Source organism: Streptomyces kunmingensis (assembly GCF_039533535.1).
Taxonomy (GTDB): domain Bacteria; phylum Actinomycetota; class Actinomycetes; order Streptomycetales; family Streptomycetaceae; genus Streptomyces; species Streptomyces kunmingensis.
Map to the genome: position 1 here is coordinate 74,550 of NZ_BAAATS010000018.1, position 19,067 is coordinate 93,616.

A 19,067-nucleotide genomic window follows, 5' to 3' on the forward strand; every position below is an offset into this window, starting at 1 on the left:
GGGGGCTGCACCGCAAAGCGCCGGTCCCGGTGCCCCTGCGATCGGGGCACCGGAGACCGGCGCTGAAGCCTCGCTACTTGTTGGCAGCGGCAGCCTTGCCGAAGCGGGCCTCGAAGCGGGCCACACGGCCACCGGTGTCGAGGATCTTCTGCTTGCCCGTGTAGAACGGGTGGCACTCGGAGCAGACCTCGGCACGGATGGTGCCGGAGTCGATGGTGCTACGAGTGGTGAACGACGCGCCACAGGTGCAGCTGACCTGGGTCTCGACGTACTCGGGGTGAATGTCGCGCTTCAAGGGTGTCTCCTAGGTTCGGGAGGGCGCCGGGTCGCTGACGCGGATTGCGGAAGCGTGAACCGGAGCCGACGTACCAGTCTGCCAGGACTGTTCGTATCTCCCAAAACGGGGGTAGGTCCGGATCTATTCCCAGGGGCCTTCCGGGCCGCTTCGGGGCTGCTTTCCGGGTTACTGGACGACGCCGTCCGCGCTTCCGGTGGCGGTGCCCTTGCCGGCCGACTTCGGGACGGCCCTGTCGGCCTTGATGGCCTTCCAGACCTGGTCGGCCTTGGTCTCGTCGACGAGGACGCGGTTGGCGTCGGCGGTGTCGTACTGCACCGGCAGCGTCACCATGTTCATGTCGCTGGAGCCGATGCCCTTGATCCCGTTCGCGAACGAGGACAGGTCCTTGACGGACGCCAGGTCGGAGTCGGTGGTCACGGACTTCGTGGCGGTGTCCGCGAGGTCGTACAGCTTCTTGGGGTTGCTGAAGACGCCGACGTGCTTGATCTGGTCCATCAGGGCCTTCATGAACGCCTGCTGGAGCTGGATGCGGCCCAGGTCGCTGCCGTCACCGACACCGTGCCGGGTCCGTACGAGGCCGAGGGCCTGCTCGCCGTCGAGCTGGTGGGTGCCGGCGTCGAGCTCCAGGTGGCTGTCGGGGTCGTCGATGGCCTTGCTGGTGGTGACCTTGACGCCGCCCAGGTCGTCGATCAGGTCCTGGAAACCGCTGAAGTCGACCTCGACGTAGTGGTCCATGCGGATGCCGCTGATCGACTCCACGGTCTTGACCGCGCAGGCCGCGCCGCCCGTGGAGTAGGCGGAGTTGAACATGGCCTCGCTCTGCGCCGGGTGCTCGGTGCCGTCCTTGTCGGTGCAGGACGGCCGCTCTATGAGGGTGTCCCGGGGTATGGAGACGATGCTCGCCTTTTTGTGGCCCTTGTAGATGTGGACGACCATCGCGGTGTCCGAGCGGGCGCTGCCGTCGTCGGTGCCGCCGCCGGCCTTCTTGTTGCTGCCGGCGCGGCTGTCGGAGCCGAGCACCAGGATGTCCTGCGAACCGTTGTCGACGTTCTCGGGCCGGTCGGTGCCGAGGGCCTGGTTGATGTCGACGCTCTTGATGTTGCCGTTGAGGTGGAAGTACACGTACCCGACGCCGGTGCCGCCGAGGACGACGACGCCGGCCGCGCTCCACGCCACGACGCGCAGCGCCTTGCCCCGCCCGGAGCGCGGCTTGCGGCGGCGGCCCTTGGCGCGCCGGCGCCCGGGCTTGCTGTCACTGTCGGGCATGTGCTCCTCGCTCTGTCTTCCTTCGGTCCGCTTCGCTCTTCACTCGGTGTGACGGCGGACCGCCATGAAGGGTTGCACAGCGTTCTGTGTCCGCAGCGGGACAAAGGCCTCACACAGTGTGATGTGCCTCAGCGTCCCCACCTCCCCCACCTGCTGCTTTGTCCTCCTGGGCCGCATGCTTCACCGGGGCCGCGTATGCCCATGCCTGTGGCGAAGGTCTCCGCGGACCGCTTGCCCGTTCAACGGACACGCAAAAGGGCTGGGCCCCACCGCGGTGGCGGTGGGGCCCAGCCCTTGCGGAAGCGAGGCGTCAGTCGTTGCCGTTGCCCGGCGTCGGCGTCGTCTTCTGGATCTGGAGCAGGAACTCCGCGTTCGACTTCGTCTGCTTCATCTTGTCGAGGAGCAGCTCGATCGCCTGCTGCTGGTCGAGCGCGTGCAGCACACGGCGCAGCTTCCAGGTGATCGCGAGCTCGTCGCTGCCGAGCAGGATCTCTTCCTTACGGGTACCGGACGCGTCGACGTCCACCGCGGGGAAGATGCGCTTGTCGGCGAGCTTGCGGTCGAGCTTGAGCTCGGCGTTGCCGGTGCCCTTGAACTCCTCGAAGATGACCTCGTCCATGCGCGAGCCGGTGTCGACCAGCGCGGTGGCCAGGATCGTCAGCGAGCCGCCGTCCTCGATGTTGCGCGCGGCACCGAAGAAGCGCTTCGGCGGGTACAGCGCGGTCGAGTCGACACCACCGGACAGGATGCGCCCGGAGGCCGGGGCCGCCAGGTTGTACGCACGGCCCAGACGCGTGATGGAGTCGAGCAGCACGACGACGTCGTGGCCCAGCTCGACGAGGCGCTTGGCACGCTCGATGGCGAGCTCGGCGACCGTCGTGTGGTCCTCGGCCGGACGGTCGAAGGTCGAGGAGATGACCTCGCCCTTGACCGACCGCTGCATGTCGGTGACCTCTTCCGGACGCTCGTCGACCAGGACGACCATCAGGTGGCACTCGGGGTTGTTGTGCGTGATCGCGTTGGCGATCGCCTGCATGATCATGGTCTTGCCGGTCTTCGGCGGGGCCACGATCAGACCGCGCTGGCCCTTACCGATCGGCGCGACGAGGTCGATGATGCGGGTCGTCAGCACACCCGGGTCGGTCTCCAGACGGAGCCGGTCCTGCGGGTAGAGCGGCGTCAGCTTGTTGAACTCGGGGCGTCCGCGGCCGGATTCGGCCGCCATGCCGTTCGCCGAGTCCAGGCGCACGAGCGCGTTGAACTTCTCGCGGCGCTCGCCGTCCTTGGGCTGGCGGACCGCACCGGTGACGTGGTCACCCTTGCGCAGGCCGTTCTTGCGGACCTGGGCGAGGGAGACGTAGACGTCGTTGGGACCGGGGAGGTAGCCCGACGTACGGATGAAGGCGTAGTTGTCGAGGATGTCGAGGATGCCCGCGACGGGGATCAGGACGTCGTCCTCGGAGACCTGCGGCTCGTTGCCGAAGCCCTGCTCGTCGCGGCCACGACGGCCACGACGGTCACGGTAACGGCCCCGGCGGCCGCGACGGCCACCCTCGAAATCGTCGTCGTCCTGCGGACCGTTGTTGCGGTCACGGTCACGGTCACGGTCACGGTCGCGGTCCTGCCGGCCGCCGCCCTGCTGCTGCCGGTCCTTGTTGCCCTGACCGCCCTGGCCGCCCTGGCCGCCCTGCTCGTCGCCCTTGTTGCGGCGGTCGCGGTCACGGCCGCCACGGTCGCCCCGCTCACCGCGGTCGCCCCGCTCGCCGCGGTCACGGCGGTCGCGGCGGTCACGACGGCCGTCGTTGCTGTTGTCCTGGCCGCCGTCGCCCTTGTTCTCGGCGCCGTCCTGCTTGTCCTGCTTGGGCTCGGCCTTCGTGTTCGAGGCCTCGGCCGTGACGGTCTCGGGGCTGCCCGCCTCCGAGGTGGCACGGCGACGACGGCGCTCACCGGCAGGCTGCTCGTCCCCGGCGCCCTGGCCGGGGATGTCGATCTGCTGCTGGGCGGCGGCCTTCTTCGCCTTGGCCGAGCCGCTGTCGGCCGCGTCGGCCTTCTCCGTCTTGGCGTCCGCCTTGGCCTGCGCGGCGTCGGCCGCGGGCTCATCGCCGGTACGGGCCTTCGAGGTGGCCCGGCGCTTCGGCTTCGTCTCGGCGGCGTCGGCGCTCTTCGCGGGGGCGCTGCCACCCGACTGCGCCTCCTTGATGACCTCGATCAGCTGGCTCTTGCGCATCCGCGCGGTGCCCCTGATGCCGAGGCCCGATGCGACCTGCTGCAACTCGGCCAGCACCATGCCGTCAAGGCCGGTACCGCGGCGCCGCCGGGAGCCCGAAGCACCGGTGGCAGGCGCAGCGGAAGCATCCCCTGCGGACGCGGCGGGCGCGGCAGCAGAGCTGTCGGCAGTCACGCCCATCAGATCGGTGGTGTCGCTCACGAAGGGTCCTTCCCTGGAGCGGGCGTCGGCCTGTCTGGCTCGGCGACCGGTCGTGCTGTCCGGCGGTGGTCCTGCCTGTACGGACCGTGCCGGGGCGGTTGTCCGCCGATGAGGCGGAAGAATTCATTGGTGACGGCGATTCGCGATTCCGCGGGTGCACTCAATTTCTGTGTCACGCGGCTCGGTCACACCGGTTCCGGAGCATGCTCGCCGACTTTCAGTACCGCGTCCCGGCATAGAAGAACGCTGTACGGAAATGCTGGGGAGGCTCCCGGAAGAATGGTTGTCCCGGACGGGGACACACAGCACCTCGCCATGGTGGGGTCGGGTGCAGACTTGAGGTTAACACTACCGGATCCAACAAACATTCCCCCTCTCGTAATCCGGCAACCGTTCGTTTTGATCAATCGGGGGAGGAGCTGAGCGGCAGCACGCTCGCTCCGCCGGCGTCGAGGGCCAGCCGGTTGGCCGCCCACCCCTCTCCGGCCAGCCGGGCGACCTTGTCGGCCGCTCCGTCCTCCACCAGGGCGATGACCGTCGGGCCCGCCCCGGAAATCATCGCGGGCACCCCGTCGGCCCGCAGCCGCTCCACCAGTGCGGCGCTCTCCGGCATGGCCGGCGCCCGGTACTCCTGGTGCAGACGGTCCTCGGTGGCCGGAAGCAGCAGCTCGGGGCGCCTGGTCAGGGCCTCGACGAGCAGGGCCGCCCGGCCCGCGTTGGCCGCGGCGTCCACGTGCGGGACGGTGCGCGGCAGAAGTCCTCGTGCCATCTCGGTGAGGACCGGCTTGGCCGGTACGAAGACCACCGGGACGACGGAAGGCGCGGCGTCGAGGCGGATCGCCCGGCCCGCGCCCGATTCCATCCAGGCGATGGTGAAGCCGCCGAGCAGGCAGGGGGCCACATTGTCGGGGTGGCCCTCGATCTCGGTGGCGAGTTCGAGCAGTGCCGCGTCGTCGAGCCGGGCGTCGCCGCCTATGGTCACGGCGCGCGCGGCGACGACCGCCGCGACGATGGCGGCGGAGGAGGAGCCGAGGCCGCGGCCGTGCGGGATGCGGTTGGCACAGACGATCTCGAGGCCGCGCGGCTGCCCGCCGAGCAGGTCGAAGGCGGTGCGCAGGGAACGTACGAGCAGATGCGACTCGTCGCGCGGCAGGGTCTCGGAGCCCTCGCCCGCGATGTCGATGTTCAGCCCGGAGTCGGCGACCCTGACGACGACGTCGTCATAGAGCCCCAGCGAGAGGCCCAGGGCGTCGAAGCCCGGGCCGAGATTTGCGCTGGTGGCGGGAACGCGCACCCTGACGGCGGCGGCGCGGAACGCGGGACCGGCCATCGCTCGATGACTCTCCTTGAGCTGCGGGATGTTTCGGGAACTTCCGAAGACTGACGGACTGACGAGATCTGCGAGATGTACGACGGTCGAGGTGTTCGAGAACTTCCGAGACTTCCGATGTCTTGTGGTGCGTACGTCGACACCCGGGCCGCGATCGACGGAACCACGGCGGAAATTCGCCGGAAAACGACAGAACGGCGGCGGCACCGCTGCATATGCGGTGGGCGGGTTCGGTACAGCCTATCGAAGGAAGGTTCTGTGGCGACATAGGGCGCACAGGAGGCGCACGATGCGTGTCGTAAGCCCCCTGTGCACCCCCGGTGCTCATGCGTCCGGTTGACGAGCCGTCAGCACTGCGTCCGGACGGCCTCAGGACTCAGGCGAGACCGAGCCGCGACGCCGCCGCGACCGCGTCGACCGGCACGGTGACCGGCTGCGGAGCACCGGAGACGGCCCAGTCGGGGTCCTTCAGGCCGTTGCCCGTGACGGTGCAGACGATGCGCTGGCCCGGGTCGACCTTGCCCTGCTCCGCGGCCTTCAGCAGACCGGCGACGGACGCGGCGGACGCCGGCTCGACGAAGACACCCTCCTGGGACGCCAACAGCTTGTAGGCGCGCAGGATCTCACGGTCCGTCACCTCGTCGATGAAGCCGCCGGACTCGTCGCGTGCGGCGAGCGCGTAGTTCCACGACGCCGGGTTCCCGATGCGAATCGCAGTAGCGATCGTCGAGGGATCCTTGACGATCTCGCCGCGCACGATGGGAGCGGAACCGGAAGCCTGGAAGCCCCACATGCGAGGCGTACGCGTCGACACCGAGTCGGCGGCGTACTCCTTGTAGCCCTTCCAGTAGGCCGTGATGTTGCCCGCGTTGCCGACCGGCAGGACGTGGATGTCGGGCGCGTCGCCGAGGGCGTCCACGATCTCGAACGAGGCGGTCTTCTGGCCCTCGATACGGAACGGGTTGACCGAGTTGACCAGCGCCACCGGGTAGTTCTCGGAGAGGCTGCGGGCCAGGTTGAGGCAGTCGTCGAAGTTGCCGTCGACCTGGAGGATCTTCGAGCCGTAGACGAGCGCCTGGCCCATCTTGCCGAGCGCGATCTTGCCGCGGGGCACGAGGACGGCGCAGACCATGCCGGCGCGCACGGCGTAGGCCGCGGCGGACGCCGACGTGTTGCCCGTGGACGCGCAGATGACGGCCTGCGCGCCTTCCTCCTTGGCCTTGGTGATGGCCATGGTCATGCCGCGGTCCTTGAAGGAGCCGGTGGGGTTGGCGCCCTCCACCTTCAGGTGGACCTCGCAGCCCGTGCGCTCGGAGAGGACCTGCGCGGGCACGAGCGGCGTGCCGCCCTCGCGCAGCGACACGACCGGCGTGGTGCCGGTCACCGGGAGCCGGTCCCGGTACTCCTCGATGATGCCGCGCCACTGGTGGGTCATTCCGGTCATCGCTGCTACTCCCCTTCAACACGCATGATGCTGGCGACACCGCGCACGGTGTCGAGCTGACGCAGCGCGTCCACGGTCCCGGTGAGGGCCGCGTCCGCCGCGCGATGGGTGACGACGACAAGAGATGCCTCGCCGTCCTTCCCCGACTGCCGGACGGTGTCGATGGAGACGCCGTGCTCGGCGAAGACCGTTGCCACCTGCGCGAGCACGCCTGGCTTGTCGGCCACGTCGAGGCTGATGTGGTACCGCGTCACGGAGTCGCCCATGGGTGAGACGGGCAGTTGCGTGTACGCGGAGTCGCCGGGTCCCGTCGCGCCGTTGAGGCGGTTGCGGCAGACGGCGACGAGGTCGCCGAGTACGGCGGACGCGGTCGGCGAACCGCCGGCACCGGGCCCGTAGAACATCAGTTGCCCGGCGGCCTCGGCCTCGACGAACACGGCGTTGTAGGCGCCGCGCACGGAGGCGAGAGGGTGGTCGAGCGGAATCATCGCGGGGTGCACGCGAGCAGTAACGGAACCACCGTCCACGGCCCGCTCACAGATGGCGAGCAGCTTGATGGTGCAGCCCATCTCCTTCGCGGACGCGAAGTCGGCGGCGGTCACCTCGGTCATGCCCTCGCGGTACACGTCGTCGAGGCGTACGCGCGTGTGGAAGGCGATCCCGGCAAGGATCGCGGCCTTGGCGGCGGCGTCGAACCCCTCGACGTCGGCGGTCGGGTCGGCTTCGGCGTACCCGAGGGCCGTGGCCTCGTCGAGGGCTTCCTGATAGCCGGCGCCGGTGGTGTCCATGGCGTCGAGGATGAAGTTGGTCGTCCCGTTCACGATGCCGAGGACGCGATTGACCTTGTCCCCCGCGAGGGACTCGCGCAGGGGCCGGATCAGCGGGATGGCACCGGCGACGGCGGCTTCGTAGTACAGATCGCGGCCGTGCTCGGCGGCGGTCGCGTGCAGGGCCGCGCCGTCCTGGGCGAGCAGCGCCTTGTTGGCCGAGACGACCGAGGCACCGTGCTCGATGGCGGTGATGATGAGGGTGCGCGCGGGCTCGATCCCTCCGATGACTTCGATCACCACGTCGATGTCGCCCCGTTTGACCAGGGCGGTGGCGTCGGTGGTGACGAGGGCGGGGTCGATCCCTTCCCGCACCTTGGAGGGGCGCCGTACGGCCACCCCCGCGAGCTCCACGGGAGCGCCGATGCGGGCGGTGAGGTCGGCGGCGTGCGTCGTCATGATGCGCGCCACCTCGGAGCCGACGACCCCACAGCCCAGCAGCGCCACCTTCAGCGGACGCGTACGCATCATCCGACCTCGTTTCCTCTACTACTTCTCTTTACTGCTTCTGCAGCAGCTTCCGCCGCGGCTGTTACCGCCGCTGTCTTATACGGTTTTCTACGGTGGATCCAGTCTCACCCACCGGACCGGTCTTTCTGTCCCCGGTCCGGCAGGTGAGACAGATATTTCATCACCCGACATCGAGGCGCAGGAGATCTTCCTCCGTCTCGCGCCGGACGATCACCCGGGCCTCCCCGTCGCGCACGGCGACGACGGGCGGGCGGAGCGCGTGGTTGTAGTTGCTGGCCATGGAGCGGCAGTACGCGCCGGTGGCGGGGACGGCGATGAGGTCGCCCGGCGCGATGTCGGCGGGCAGGAAGGCGTCCTTCACGACGATGTCGCCGCTCTCGCAGTGCTTGCCGACGACGCGGACCAGCAGGGGCTCGGCGTCGGAGCGGCGGGACACGAGGGCGACCGTGTACTCGGCGTCGTACAGAGCGGTCCTGATGTTGTCGGACATCCCGCCGTCGACGGACACGTACGTACGCAGTCCCTCCAGCGGCTTGACCGTGCCGACCGTGTAGAGCGTGAAGGCGGTCGGGCCGACGATGGCGCGCCCCGGCTCGACGGAGATCCGGGGGGTCCGCAGGGACGCCGCCTCGCACTCCCTCGTCACGATCTCGCTGAGCGCCTTGGCGATCTCCTGCGGCTCGCGGGGGTCGTCGTCGCTGGTGTACGCGATACCGAGGCCGCCGCCGAGGTCGATCTCCGGCAGCTCGACGCCGTGCTCGTCCCGCACCTCGGCGAGCAGCCCGACGACGCGCCGGGCGGCGACCTCGAAGCCCGCCATGTCGAAGATCTGCGACCCGATGTGGCTGTGGATCCCGATGAGCTCGAGCCCGTCGAGCTTCAGGGCCCGCCGCACGGCCTCGGCGGCCTGACCTCCGGCGAGCGCGATCCCGAACTTCTGGTCTTCATGCGCGGTGGCGATGAACTCATGGGTGTGGGCCTCGACACCGACGGTCACCCGGATCTGCACGCGCTGCCGCTTGCCGAGGCTGTCGGCGATGTGCGCGACGCGGACGATCTCCTGGAACGAATCGAGGACGATCCGCCCGACGCCGGCCTCGACGGCGCGCCGGATCTCGTCCTCGGTCTTGTTGTTGCCGTGGAAGGCGATGCGCTCGGCGGGCATCCCGGCGGAGAGAGCGGTGGCCAGCTCGCCACCGCTGCACACGTCGAGGTTGAGCCCTTCCTCGTGCAGCCACCGCACGACGGCCCGGGACAGGAACGCCTTGCCCGCGTAGAACACATCGGCTTCGGACCCGAAGGCGTCCCGCCAGGCGGCGCACCGGGCGCGGAAGTCGTCCTCGTCGAGGAAGTACGCCGGGGTGCCGAACTCCTCCGCGAGGCGGGCGACTTCGATCCCTCCGACCTGTACGCCGCCGTCGGCGGTACGTGCCACGGTCTGCGCCCACACCTTCGGGTCCAGAACGTTCAGGTCGGCGGCCGGGGCGGTGTAGTGCCCCTCGGGCAGGACATCGGCGTGGCGGGGACCGGCGGGGTGTGCGGAACGGCTCATGACTGCGTGGCGCTCTCTTCGTCTTCTCTACAGGTCTACAGGTGTGCGGGGGCGTTCTCTACATGTATGCGGGGGCGTCGATACCGAGCAGGGTCAGGCCACCGGCCAGCACCGTCCCGGCGGCTTCGGCGAGTGCGAGCCGGGCGCGGTGGGCGGCCGAGGGTTTCTCCTCACCCTTGGGCAGGGCGCCGGCATACACCTGCGTGTCGGTGAGGAAAGCGTCCGCCACGTCGACGAGGTGCCGGGCCAGCCGGTCGGGGGCGCGGTGGTGGGCGGCGGTCCGGAGGATACGGGGGTGGTCGGCGAGGAGGGCGAGGAGGTTGAGCGGGTGCCCCGATCCTTCTCGCGCGCCTATGCCGCTGGGTTCGGCGGCGAAGCCCAGGTCGGCGGCGTTGCGGCGGAGGGCGCAGGCGCGGGCGTGGGCGTAGCGGACGCGGAAGAGGGGGTTGCTCTCGCGCTGGGCGAGGTGCCCCTCGCTCGGGCGCGGGCGGTCGTGCGAGGCGGGGTGGAGCAGGGCCCAGCGGGCGGCGTCGCGGCCGAGTGAGAGGGGGTCGGGGGTGGTGGGGGCGGGGCGGACGTTCGTGGGGAGGGTGCCGGCGTCGTCCGGGGTGCCGATGACATCGATCTCGACGCCGAGGATGTGGGTCCACTCCGGCCGGGGCGGGGCTTCGCAGCTGGTCCTCACGAGGGCGCCTTGTGAGCGCAGGATGCGGGCGGTGGCGTCCATGACGACGACGGCGCGGATCTCGTGCGGGGCGTGGAGCTGGACGGGCTGTACGGGCTGTACGGGCTGTACGGGCTGTACGGGCTGGCTGAGGTGCTCGGGCTCCTCGGGCCGCTCGCTGGGGCTGTCGGCGTACCCGTATCGGGGGCCGCACCGCAGGATGCGTGCGACGAGTGCGGGGGCGGCGGAGTCCCGCAAACTGAAGTTGAGGAAGCCGGGCCCGGTGACGGCCACGTCGGCGATGCCGTCCGAGTCACGTAGGTAGGCCTTGAGAATCTCGGCGACCTGCCGCGGGGGCCGCCCGGCGTCCCTGCTGAGCTGCAGCGCGACGTTGGTGGCGTAGTCCCCGTGCCCGCCGGGCCTCGGCCGCTCGACGACGACGCGGGCGGCACCGGGGTCGGCCGCACCCGGATCGAGCTCCCCGTCATCGACCGCACGGCGCACGGCGCGCAGCACGGTGTGGGAGAGCTCTGCGGGGGTCACGGGTCAAGCGTAGGGGAGGAGGGGGGTGGGTAGGCGAGTTGATTTGGCGGATGGTCCGGGATGCGGACGGAGTGGTCGGCGCGGGGCTGCTTGTGGGGGCCCCTTGGTAGGGCGGCGGGGTGGCGGGGCCGTGCCTGTGTCGTCCGGAGCGGGGCTGGTCGCGCGCCCGCTCAGATATCTGCTCAGACGTCCGCTCAGACATCTGCTGAGACGTCCGCGATGCTGCCGATGTGCTTGGGCTCGTCGGCGGACTGGGCGGAGGTATCGCGCCGGGGGTCACCGACGGCGCTGACTGTTCCGGCGGCGTCGGCGGCTCCGCCCGCATGCGCGGCACTGCCACTGTCCGGGCGATGCTCCCCGGCTCCCGCGCCGGTCACTCCCGCTGATGTTGCTGTTGTCGTTCCGGTTGTCGTTGCTGCCGGCGAAGACGGCACCGCACGCCCGCGCTCACGCAACTGCCGTACGACGCGCACGAGTTCATTGGGCTCGAAGGGCTTGGCAAGGAAGGCGTCGACGCCGACTTCGAGCCCGCTCTCCACCTCGTACTGGGTGCATGCGCTGACGACGACGATGGGCAGGCCGCTGGTCCGCGCGTCCCCGCGCAACCGCGCGGCGGTCCGCAGACCGTCGAGCCGCGGCATGACCACGTCCAGCGTGATGACATCGGGCCGCACCTGATGCACCACGTCCAGACATTCGGCACCATCGGCCGCGGTCACGACCTCGAAGCCCTCCAGCTCGAGGTTGACCCTGATCAATTGCCGGATGACCTTGTTGTCGTCCACAACGAGGACCCGGCCTGACGCGCCTGGCACAACTCGAGAGTAGGTCGGCACCCACCACCGCGTCCGGGTTTTCCCCACTTCCACCCCGTACAGGGGAACTGAGCCCGCCCCGCACCCCTCCGACCCCCTCCACGCGGCCCTCCCCCGCCCCTAAATACCTGTTCATGAGGACCCCGATCGAGCTGGTAGGGTTCTACCCGTCGCCGCACACCAAGCGGCGGACGCCCCCGTAGCTCAGGGGATAGAGCAACGGCCTCCGGAGCCGTGTGCGCAGGTTCGAATCCTGCCGGGGGCACCCTTTACAAGGTGCCTAAAGACCCCGCCACCAGCGCAAACGCTGAGGACGGGGTCTTTGCGTATGTGCAGCCGTATGCCGCCCGGAGCGACCGTATGTCGGTGTCTGTGGACGAGGCGTGGACGGGATCTTGGCGCATCGCCGCAGGTCGGGACCAAGAAACGGCGGGGCTCCTCGTGGAGGCGCACATCGGCTCAAGCCTGGCTCCAGGCCTGCCGATGGCGAGCCACGTTGTACACCTCTTCGACCTGCTCGGCCGTCAGCACTCTTGAGAGTGGAGCCAGCGCCGCTACTTGGCGTTCCTGGTACACCCGCACGCTGAGCTGTGTGGCGACCACCTTCAGCTCAGTGACGCCGACGAAGACGAGCACCGGCTCCACCGGTACAGGGAAGGTGCAGTAGCGCTCGAGCACCCTGCCCACTCGCTTGGCCTCCGCGCGGCTCTTGCGTGCGTAGGGGGCCGGTTTCCCGTGGTCGACTCTCACGGCATCGTCGCCGACCCATACGGCCTTCCCGTGGTGGTGCTTCGTGTTGATGCTGAACACCCCGCCGGGCCCGATCAGCAAGTGATCGATGTCCACGTTGTTGGCCAGGGGGATGGAGTGCAGGACCCGCCAACCCTGGCGTGTCAGGCGGTTCAGCTCGGGCCCCACGCGCCGCTCCCCCGCCAGCCCCTTTCGCCATGAGTCCCACTCCGTCGGCCGTCTCAGGAGCCGTGAGATGACTCGCTCCATCAGCCGCGGGCCGGATCTGGCAAGGCGATCACTCAGGGACTTGCCCGGAGGATTGGCCGCCAGGTCGTCGGCCGGCGTCAGTGGTGGCAGAGGCGGCAGAGGCGGCAGAGGCGGCAATAGCGGACGTGCCTGCGTCTCAGGTGTGCTGTCGGGCGGGACCGGGCCGGCGTTGTTTTGCAGATGCTGTGTCAGCACGGCGGTCACGTCGTCATGATGCTCGGCGCGCAAGACCGTGATCTGTCCCGTCCTGACGTCCGCCCAGCCGACCGCGGTGCCGTCGAACAGGTTCGCGTACAGGCGATCGTGCCCGTACCGCTTCCAGCGCGTGACCCTCAGCTCCACGAGGCCCCCCTCATGCTCCTGCTGTTGCGATGGCGCCATCGCAACAGCAGGAGCGCGAGGCCACAAGACCGCGAAGCCGGCAAAGCGCACGACGCGACGTGGCGAGCTACAGCGGAGTCGCCGCGTGGAGGATTTGGATCAGGGTCAGGGCTGAGTTGGCCGAGGCTGTGGCGGAGATCGCTGTGCCTGCCAGGGCTGCCCAGGATGCTGCGCCCGCTGCTGTCCAGAGTGGGGGCCAGGTTCGGGGGGTTGGGGGCGGGGCCAGTAGGGCGGCCACCCTGCGGGGGACCGGGCCCGGTGTGGCGAAGGGGAGGCCCGGTAGGGCGGGGAGCGGTGCGCGCGGGGTCAGGAGGGCCGCCTTGCCGACCGCTCGGGCCGTGAGGCGGCGGTCGCCGACGGCGCGGGCCGCTTCCTCGTCGGCCCAGCGTTCCACCGTGTAGGTCACGCAGGTGTGCAGGGGGCGCAGGAACGGGTTGGCGCGGGCCGCGAGGCCGGTCAGCAGGAGGTGGCGGTGGTGGCCGGCCGCCTGGTGGGCTCGTTCGTGCGCGAACAGGGCCCTGCGTTCAGGAGAGTTGAGGCCCGCCAGCATGCCGGTGGAGACGACGATGCGGCCGTCCGGGAGCGTATGGGCGTACGGGGCCGGGTCGGGGAGGATCGCGATGCGGCGGTGGGGCGGAAGTCCGGCCAGGGCGTGGGCCGTTCGCCGTCCAGTTCTGCGGTGGTGCAGCAGGAGCCCGGTGCCGGAGACGAGGACCGCGACCAGCGCGCCGACCGCCATCTTTCCGACGACCTCGTCGTGCGGGACCGCGGCCCGTACCTCGGGGTCGGCCCAGCCGTCCGGCAGTGGGTTGCCGGGGAGTTGGGCCGTGCCGACGATCGCGAGCAGGCCCAGGCACAGCGTGCTGCACAGGCCCAGGACGACAGCCACGGCCGTGAGCAGCAGGGTCGCGGCGCGCGGGTGGAGGTGCCGTTCCGCGAGCCGGGCGACCGGCCAGGCGGTCAGCGGGAGGACCAGGGGGAGGAAGACGGCTACGCCCATGGGTCAGCGGGCCTCGGAGTCTCGCGCGGCCTCGTGTACATCGTGCGCGTCTTGTACGACCTCGTGCGCGTCTTGTACGGCCTCGTGCGCGTCATGCACCTCGTGCTCGACTTGGACGGCCTCGCGCGTGTCCGGGGCTCCGGCTGTCTTGTTCGCTTCGCCGGTTCCGTCCGGACCGGCCGCCTCGTCCGCGGCCAACAGCTCGCGCAGGAACTGCTCGTCGTGGGCGGACAGGCTCGATACGAAGCTGGCCAGGACCGCGGCACGGTCGTTCTCGCCGTCCAGGACGCGGCGCATCCGGTGGGCGGCGAGGCCGGCCTCGTCGGACGCGGCGGTCCAGGTGAAGGAGCGGCCGACGCGCTCGCGGGTGACGGCGCCCTTCGCCTGGAGGCGGGTGAGGATCGTGATCACGGTCGTGTAGGCGAGCGTGCCGCCCAGGCGCTCGCGCACCCAGCCCGCCGTCACCGGATCCGGTGCCTCGCACAGGACCGCGAGCACCTGGCCCTCCAGTTCGCCCTGTCCGCGCCTGCGTCCGCTCTCGTCCTGGTTCCCCACGTCGCCCCCTTTTTTTCGCCCTCCTTCTGCGCCTCCCGCGCCGTGCACCATCGTAGTGACAACGCCTGGGCGCCCGACTTCGTGTCCGATGTCCGACTCGACCGCCCGGCGGGGTGTGACAGCCACCACCCATGACCAGCACAGGTTTACGCGTGCCTCAATGGGTGACTACGGTGCGTGGGATGTCTCGCAGCCACTTGAATCCCGCAAACCTGAGAAGACGTGAATTCGGGAGTCGGGGTTCCACGCGGGAGGGATCGTGAGCGAACCGGTACGGCTGGCGGCCTCACGGGCACCTCTGCCCCCACAGCGCGCCGACATTTCACCCTCATCCACACGCACCGCCTCGCACACTGCCGCAACCCCTGCCGCGGCGACCGGGGCCAAGCCGGGCAAGGCGCGCGACGCCTTCTTCGACAACGCCAAGTACCTGGCGATCGTGCTGGTCGCGATGGGGCACGCCTGGGAGCCGCTGCGCGGTGACAGCCGGGCCGCGTCCGCCCTGTACATGACCGTGTACGCGTTCCACATGCCGGCGTTCATCGTGATCTCCGGCTACTTCTCGCGCAGCTTCGATGCCAGCCCGGGGCGGCTGAAGCGGCTGGTCACCGGTGTGGCCGTGCCGTACGTGGTCTTCGAGGTGGCGTACACGCTGTTCAAGCGGACGGCCGGGGACGATCCCGACTACCCGTTCAGCCTGCTCGACCCGTGGTACCTGACCTGGTTCCTGATCGCGCTGTTCGTGTGGCGGCTGAGCACCCCGCTGTGGAAGGTGATCCGCTGGCCGCTGCCGGTGGCGCTCGCCATCGCGGTGCTCGCGTCGGTCTCCCCCGACATCGGTGACGACCTCGATCTGCAGCGCGTCCTGCAGTTCCTCCCCTTCTTCGTGCTCGGCCTGTGCCTCAAGCCGGAGCACTTCCGGCTGGTGCGGCGGCGCGAGGCCCGCCTTCTCGCGGTGCCGGTGTTCGCGTCCGCGCTGCTGTTCGCGTACTGGGCGGCGCCGCGGATGAACGCCGCCTGGTTCTACCGGCGTGACAGCGCCCAGGAGCTGGCGGCGCCCGGCTGGAGCGGCGTCGTGATGACGCTGGCGATGTTCGGCTGTTCGGTGCTGCTCGTCGCCTGCTTCTTCGCCTGGGTGCCGGGGCGCAAGCTCTGGGTCACCGCGCTCGGTGCCGGCACGCTGTACGGCTATCTGCTGCACGGTTTCCTGGCCAAGGGGTCCCGGTTCTGGGACTGGTACGACACGCACTGGATGCACACGCCGCTCGGCGAGGTGGCGGTGACGCTGATCGCCGCTTCCGTGATCACCGTGCTGTGCACTCCGCCGGTACAACGGGCGTTCCGGTTCGTGATGGAGCCGAAGATGGAATGGGCGTTCAGGCGGGACGCGGCCGAGGTGGCACGGCGGCGGCGGTAAGGCTCACGCTCACGTCGGCGGGGCTTGGGGGCGCACACCGCGCGCCTCCGAGCGCCTCCGCTTCCGTATCCCCGGCATTCGTCTCCGCATCCGTCTCCGCCTCAGGCCGGTGCTTTCTTCCGGGCCGACGTTTTCTTGGCCGGGGACTTGCTCGCCGTCGACTTCGTCGACTTCTTCTTCGCAGTTGCCGCCGTCGCCGACTTCTTCTTCGTAGCGGCTGCGGCATCGGTCTTTTTCACCGAACCACCCGATCCACCCGATCCACCCTTCGCCGCAGCCGGCTTCTTCGCGGCCGGTGCCGTCTTCTTCTTCGGCGCCGCCTTCTTGCGTGTCCGCCCCGCGAGATGGGTCACCTCGGCGACCTCCCCGTCCGCGGCACCAGCGGCTCCGCCGGAGTCGGAACCGGCCTTCGCCCCCTTCGCCGCCCGCACACTGTTCTCCAGTGCCGCCATGAGGTCGAGGACCTTGCCGCCCCCGCCCTCCGGCGCCGTCGGCGTCTCCGTCACCCCCTCGCCGGAGGTCTTCGCCGCGATCATCTCCTCCACAGCGGCCCGGTAGTCGTCGTGCAGGGAGTCCATGTCGACCTCGCCGAGCGTGTCCATCAGGGCGTCGGCCAGGTCGAGTTCGGCGTCGCGCACGGTGACGTGCGTGTCGGGTGCCACGTCCTGCGGGGCGCGGATCTCGTCCGGCCACAGCAGCCCGTGCATGGCCAGGACATCGTCGACGACGCGCAGCATTCCGAGTCGCTCTCGGCCGCGCAGGGCGAACTTGGCGATGGCCACCTTCCGGCTCTGCTTCAGTGCTTCGCGCAGCAACGTGTACGGCTTGGTCGCGTGCACTCCGTTGGCCGAGAGGTAGTACGCCGTGTCCATCTGGAGCGGGTCGACGCGGTCCGCCGGGACGAACGCGAGGATCTCGATCGTCTTCGCCGTGTGCGTGGGCAGCGCCGCGAGGTCCTCCTCGGTGATCGGGATGACCGACCCGTCGGCGTCCTCGTACCCCTTGCCGATCTCGGCGGACTCGACTTCCTTGTCCTCCAGCTCGCACACCTTGCGGTAGCGGATGCGCCCGCCGTCCTCGAGGTGGACCTGGCGGAAGGAGATCGCGTGGTTCTCGGTGGCGTTGATCAGCTTGACCGGGATGCTGACCAGGCCGAAGGAGATGGCGCCGTTCCAGATGGAGCGCACTAGGGGCCTCCCGTTCCGTACCGTGCGGCCGCTTGGTGGCTGGCTTGTGCCCCGCTTTGATGCGGAATGTCAGAGTATTACGGTATGACGCCCATCACAGAAGTGGAGGGGCGGCGGCTGCCGCTCAGCAATCTGGAGAAGGTGCTGTACCCGGCCACCGGTTTCACCAAGGGCGAGCTGCTGCACTATTACGCGACGACGGCGAGCGCCCTGCTCCCCCAGCTCCGCAACCGCCCGATCTCCTTCCTCCGGTTCCCGGACGGGCCCGACGGGCAGCTCTTCTTCGCCAAGAACGTGCCGCCGCGGACACCCGCCTGGGTGAAGACGGCCGAGGTTCCCCGCTCCGACGGCGTCTCGCGGCAGATCCTCGTCCAGGACCTGGCCACCCTCATGTGGGCGGCGAACCTCGTCACGGAGTTCCACACCCCGCAGTGGCAGGCCGACGCGCCCGCGCGGGCCGACCGGCTCGTCCTCGACCTCGATCCCGGGGCGCCGGCCGACATCGTGCAGTGCTGCGAGGTGGCGTTGTGGCTGCGTGAACGCCTGGCGGCCGACGGGTTCAGCTCCTACGCGAAGACGTCCGGCTCCAAGGGCCTGCACCTACTGATCCCCCTCGTCCCGGTTCCGTCGGAGCGGGCCGGCGCCTACGCGAAGTCGCTCGCGCAGGAGGCCGAAGCCGCCCTTCCGCACCTGGTGGTGCACCGGATGGCGCGCAATCTGCGCCCCGGCAAGGTGTTCGTCGACCACAGCCAGAACTCCGCCGCGAAGACGACGGCCGCCCCGTACACGCTGCGGGCCCGCGCCCGGCCGACCGTGTCGACGCCGGTGACCTGGGACGAGGTCGAGGCCTGCCGGGACCGGGGCGACGCCGGCGACCTGGTGTTCCTGGCCGATGACATCGCCCCACGGCTGGAGCGGCACGGGGATCTGCTCGGCCCGCTGACCGACCCGGGCGGGGCCGGGCGGCTGCCGGCGGGGCCGTCGTGAGACCCGGCTCTCCGTGCCACATCGACGTGCGGGGCGAGCCCCCGCCGAGTCCGTGAAGCGCTGCCGCAGGGTGCGGCCCGTCAGACCCGGACCCACGTCCCCCGGTCCCGCGCCATCGCATGCAGCGCCTCCACATCCGCCGGCTTCAGCAGGCCCCCGGTCCGGGCCAGGCCGGGCAGCTCTGTGTCCGTCAGCAGGCGTACGCCCCTCGGCGGGGCCTGGACGTCCAGTGCGGACGGTTCCACCAGGACCAGACCGGCCCGGACCTCCGCCGTCAGCGCGAACGAGGCCCGCGACGCGTCGGCCCGCACCCGGCGCAGCAGCGGCTGAGGCTCGCGCCGCCCGGCCGTGACCATCGGGTCGCTCACCCGTACCCGCTGCCGGTGCGCCGGCAGGACGTGCAGCGCGAACAGGCCGCCGGGCCCGATCAGCAGATGGTGGACGCGGGAGCCGCCCGGCAGCGGCACCGAGTGCAGGGTCCGCCAGCCCGCCCCTTCGAGCCCGTCGAGCGCCTCGCCGACCAGCTGCTGCGCGGCGAGCGCCCGGCGCCGCGGATCGGTGCGCAGCCTGCGCTGCGGGGCCGGGTCCCGGTCGAGGGAGATCACGAGGGCCTCGCCGGGGCGGTTCGGCGCGAGGTCGTCGTCCGGGTGGAGGCTGAGCCTGGCCAGCTCGGCGGGCGTGGGCACCGGCGGGGGGCCGACGGCCACGTGCCCGACGATGAACGGGGCCAGCACGGCGAGCACCGCCTCCCTGCGCGACTCCGACAGCAGGTTGACCCGGCCCGCCTCCCGGTCGTACCAGGCGACGTTTCTGCCGTCCTCCCCGTAGACGTAGAGCCGCTCCTGACCGTGCCGCCAGGTCGGTACGACGCGCAGTCCGCTCATGGCCCATCACCCCCTGACC

Annotated in this window: 15 protein-coding genes, 1 tRNA gene and 1 pseudogene; 3 read left to right on the forward strand and 14 right to left on the reverse strand. The window is 70.3% G+C overall.

Translation table 11 applies throughout. The features are described from left to right. Window positions 1-73: 73 nt before the first annotated feature. The 9 genes from rpmE to ABD366_RS43495 all read right to left on the reverse strand — a co-directional run bounded on the left by rpmE (window position 74) and on the right by ABD366_RS43495 (window position 11,638). Complete coding sequence (gene rpmE / locus ABD366_RS21970; RefSeq protein WP_081219441.1) at window positions 74-295, reverse strand: 50S ribosomal protein L31; 222 nt, start codon at window positions 293-295, stop codon at window positions 74-76. A gap of 168 nt (window positions 296-463) precedes the next feature. Beyond that, entirely contained in the window at window positions 464-1,564 is a 1,101-nt protein-coding gene (locus ABD366_RS21975; RefSeq protein ID WP_324766363.1) for an LCP family protein, read from the reverse strand. Between the two features lie 310 nt (window positions 1,565-1,874). After that, window positions 1,875-3,992, reverse strand: coding sequence for a transcription termination factor Rho (gene rho, locus ABD366_RS21980; protein ID WP_324766364.1), 2,118 nt, complete (start codon window positions 3,990-3,992; stop codon window positions 1,875-1,877). 403 nt (window positions 3,993-4,395) lie between these two features. Then, on the reverse strand, window positions 4,396-5,322 hold the full coding sequence (thrB, locus tag ABD366_RS21985; protein ID WP_324766365.1) for a homoserine kinase: 927 nt from the start codon (window positions 5,320-5,322) through the stop codon (window positions 4,396-4,398). A gap of 376 nt (window positions 5,323-5,698) precedes the next feature. After that, complete coding sequence (gene thrC / locus ABD366_RS21990) at window positions 5,699-6,757, reverse strand: threonine synthase (protein ID WP_324766407.1); 1,059 nt, start codon at window positions 6,755-6,757, stop codon at window positions 5,699-5,701. Window positions 6,758-6,771: 14 nt separating this feature from the next. Continuing rightward, on the reverse strand, window positions 6,772-8,064 hold the full coding sequence (locus ABD366_RS21995) for a homoserine dehydrogenase (protein WP_324766366.1): 1,293 nt from the start codon (window positions 8,062-8,064) through the stop codon (window positions 6,772-6,774). A 160-nt stretch (window positions 8,065-8,224) separates the two neighbouring features. Continuing rightward, window positions 8,225-9,616 carry a diaminopimelate decarboxylase gene (gene lysA, locus ABD366_RS22000; RefSeq protein WP_324766367.1) on the reverse strand — a complete coding sequence of 464 codons (1,392 nt, stop codon included), beginning with the start codon at window positions 9,614-9,616 and terminating at the stop codon, window positions 8,225-8,227. Between the two features lie 58 nt (window positions 9,617-9,674). Further along, window positions 9,675-10,823, reverse strand: coding sequence for an ArgS-related anticodon-binding protein NrtL (gene nrtL / locus ABD366_RS22005; protein ID WP_324766368.1), 1,149 nt, complete (start codon window positions 10,821-10,823; stop codon window positions 9,675-9,677). A gap of 194 nt (window positions 10,824-11,017) precedes the next feature. Then, the gene (locus ABD366_RS43495; RefSeq protein WP_411293616.1) at window positions 11,018-11,638 is read right to left on the reverse strand and encodes a response regulator; all 621 of its coding nucleotides are present in this window, start codon (window positions 11,636-11,638) and stop codon (window positions 11,018-11,020) included. Between the two features lie 193 nt (window positions 11,639-11,831). Here ABD366_RS43495 and ABD366_RS22015 point away from each other — a divergent pair. Further along, window positions 11,832-11,903: transfer RNA gene (locus ABD366_RS22015), tRNA-Arg, on the forward strand. A gap of 194 nt (window positions 11,904-12,097) precedes the next feature. Here the strand turns inward: ABD366_RS22015 and ABD366_RS22020 are convergent. The 3 genes and pseudogenes from ABD366_RS22020 to ABD366_RS22030 all read right to left on the reverse strand — a co-directional run. Next, on the reverse strand, window positions 12,098-13,018 hold the full coding sequence (locus ABD366_RS22020) for a nuclease-related domain-containing protein (protein ID WP_324766369.1): 921 nt from the start codon (window positions 13,016-13,018) through the stop codon (window positions 12,098-12,100). Between the two features lie 67 nt (window positions 13,019-13,085). Further along, window positions 13,086-14,018, reverse strand: coding sequence for a M56 family metallopeptidase (locus ABD366_RS22025; RefSeq protein WP_324766370.1), 933 nt, complete (start codon window positions 14,016-14,018; stop codon window positions 13,086-13,088). A gap of 174 nt (window positions 14,019-14,192) precedes the next feature. Then, a pseudogene (locus ABD366_RS22030) lies at window positions 14,193-14,624 on the reverse strand (BlaI/MecI/CopY family transcriptional regulator); the annotation flags it as partial. 208 nt (window positions 14,625-14,832) lie between these two features. On the opposite strand from ABD366_RS22030, the gene ABD366_RS22035 reads away from it, so the two are divergent. Continuing rightward, window positions 14,833-15,990, forward strand: coding sequence for an acyltransferase family protein (locus tag ABD366_RS22035; RefSeq protein WP_324766371.1), 1,158 nt, complete (start codon window positions 14,833-14,835; stop codon window positions 15,988-15,990). A gap of 101 nt (window positions 15,991-16,091) precedes the next feature. Here ABD366_RS22035 and ku read toward each other — a convergent pair whose 3' ends face one another. Continuing rightward, window positions 16,092-17,177: a non-homologous end joining protein Ku gene (gene ku, locus ABD366_RS22040; RefSeq protein ID WP_324766372.1), complete on the reverse strand. Its 1,086-nt coding sequence runs from the start codon at window positions 17,175-17,177 to the stop codon at window positions 16,092-16,094. Between the two features lie 84 nt (window positions 17,178-17,261). Here ku and ligD point away from each other — a divergent pair, with 84 nt between their 5' ends. Next, on the forward strand, window positions 17,262-18,164 hold the full coding sequence (ligD, locus tag ABD366_RS22045; protein WP_324766373.1) for a non-homologous end-joining DNA ligase: 903 nt from the start codon (window positions 17,262-17,264) through the stop codon (window positions 18,162-18,164). 80 nt (window positions 18,165-18,244) lie between these two features. Here ligD and ABD366_RS22050 read toward each other — a convergent pair whose 3' ends face one another. Then, entirely contained in the window at window positions 18,245-19,048 is an 804-nt protein-coding gene (locus tag ABD366_RS22050; RefSeq protein WP_324766374.1) for an NERD domain-containing protein, read from the reverse strand. Window positions 19,049-19,067 lie beyond the last annotated feature (19 nt).

Coding starts and splice junctions, on each gene's coding strand:
- ABD366_RS21975 (WP_324766363.1), bottom strand. CDS start 1,564: ATGCCCGACAGTGACAGCAAGCCCGGGCGCCGGCGCGCCAAGGGCCGC.
- thrB (WP_324766365.1), bottom strand. CDS start 5,322: ATGGCCGGTCCCGCGTTCCGCGCCGCCGCCGTCAGGGTGCGCGTTCCC.
- thrC (WP_324766407.1), bottom strand. CDS start 6,757: ATGACCCACCAGTGGCGCGGCATCATCGAGGAGTACCGGGACCGGCTC.
- ABD366_RS21995 (WP_324766366.1), bottom strand. CDS start 8,064: ATGATGCGTACGCGTCCGCTGAAGGTGGCGCTGCTGGGCTGTGGGGTC.
- lysA (WP_324766367.1), bottom strand. CDS start 9,616: ATGAGCCGTTCCGCACACCCCGCCGGTCCCCGCCACGCCGATGTCCTG.
- ABD366_RS22020 (WP_324766369.1), bottom strand. CDS start 13,018: ATGGCGCCATCGCAACAGCAGGAGCATGAGGGGGGCCTCGTGGAGCTG.
- ABD366_RS22025 (WP_324766370.1), bottom strand. CDS start 14,018: ATGGGCGTAGCCGTCTTCCTCCCCCTGGTCCTCCCGCTGACCGCCTGG.
- ligD (WP_324766373.1), top strand. CDS start 17,262: ATGACGCCCATCACAGAAGTGGAGGGGCGGCGGCTGCCGCTCAGCAAT.
- ABD366_RS22050 (WP_324766374.1), bottom strand. CDS start 19,048: ATGAGCGGACTGCGCGTCGTACCGACCTGGCGGCACGGTCAGGAGCGG.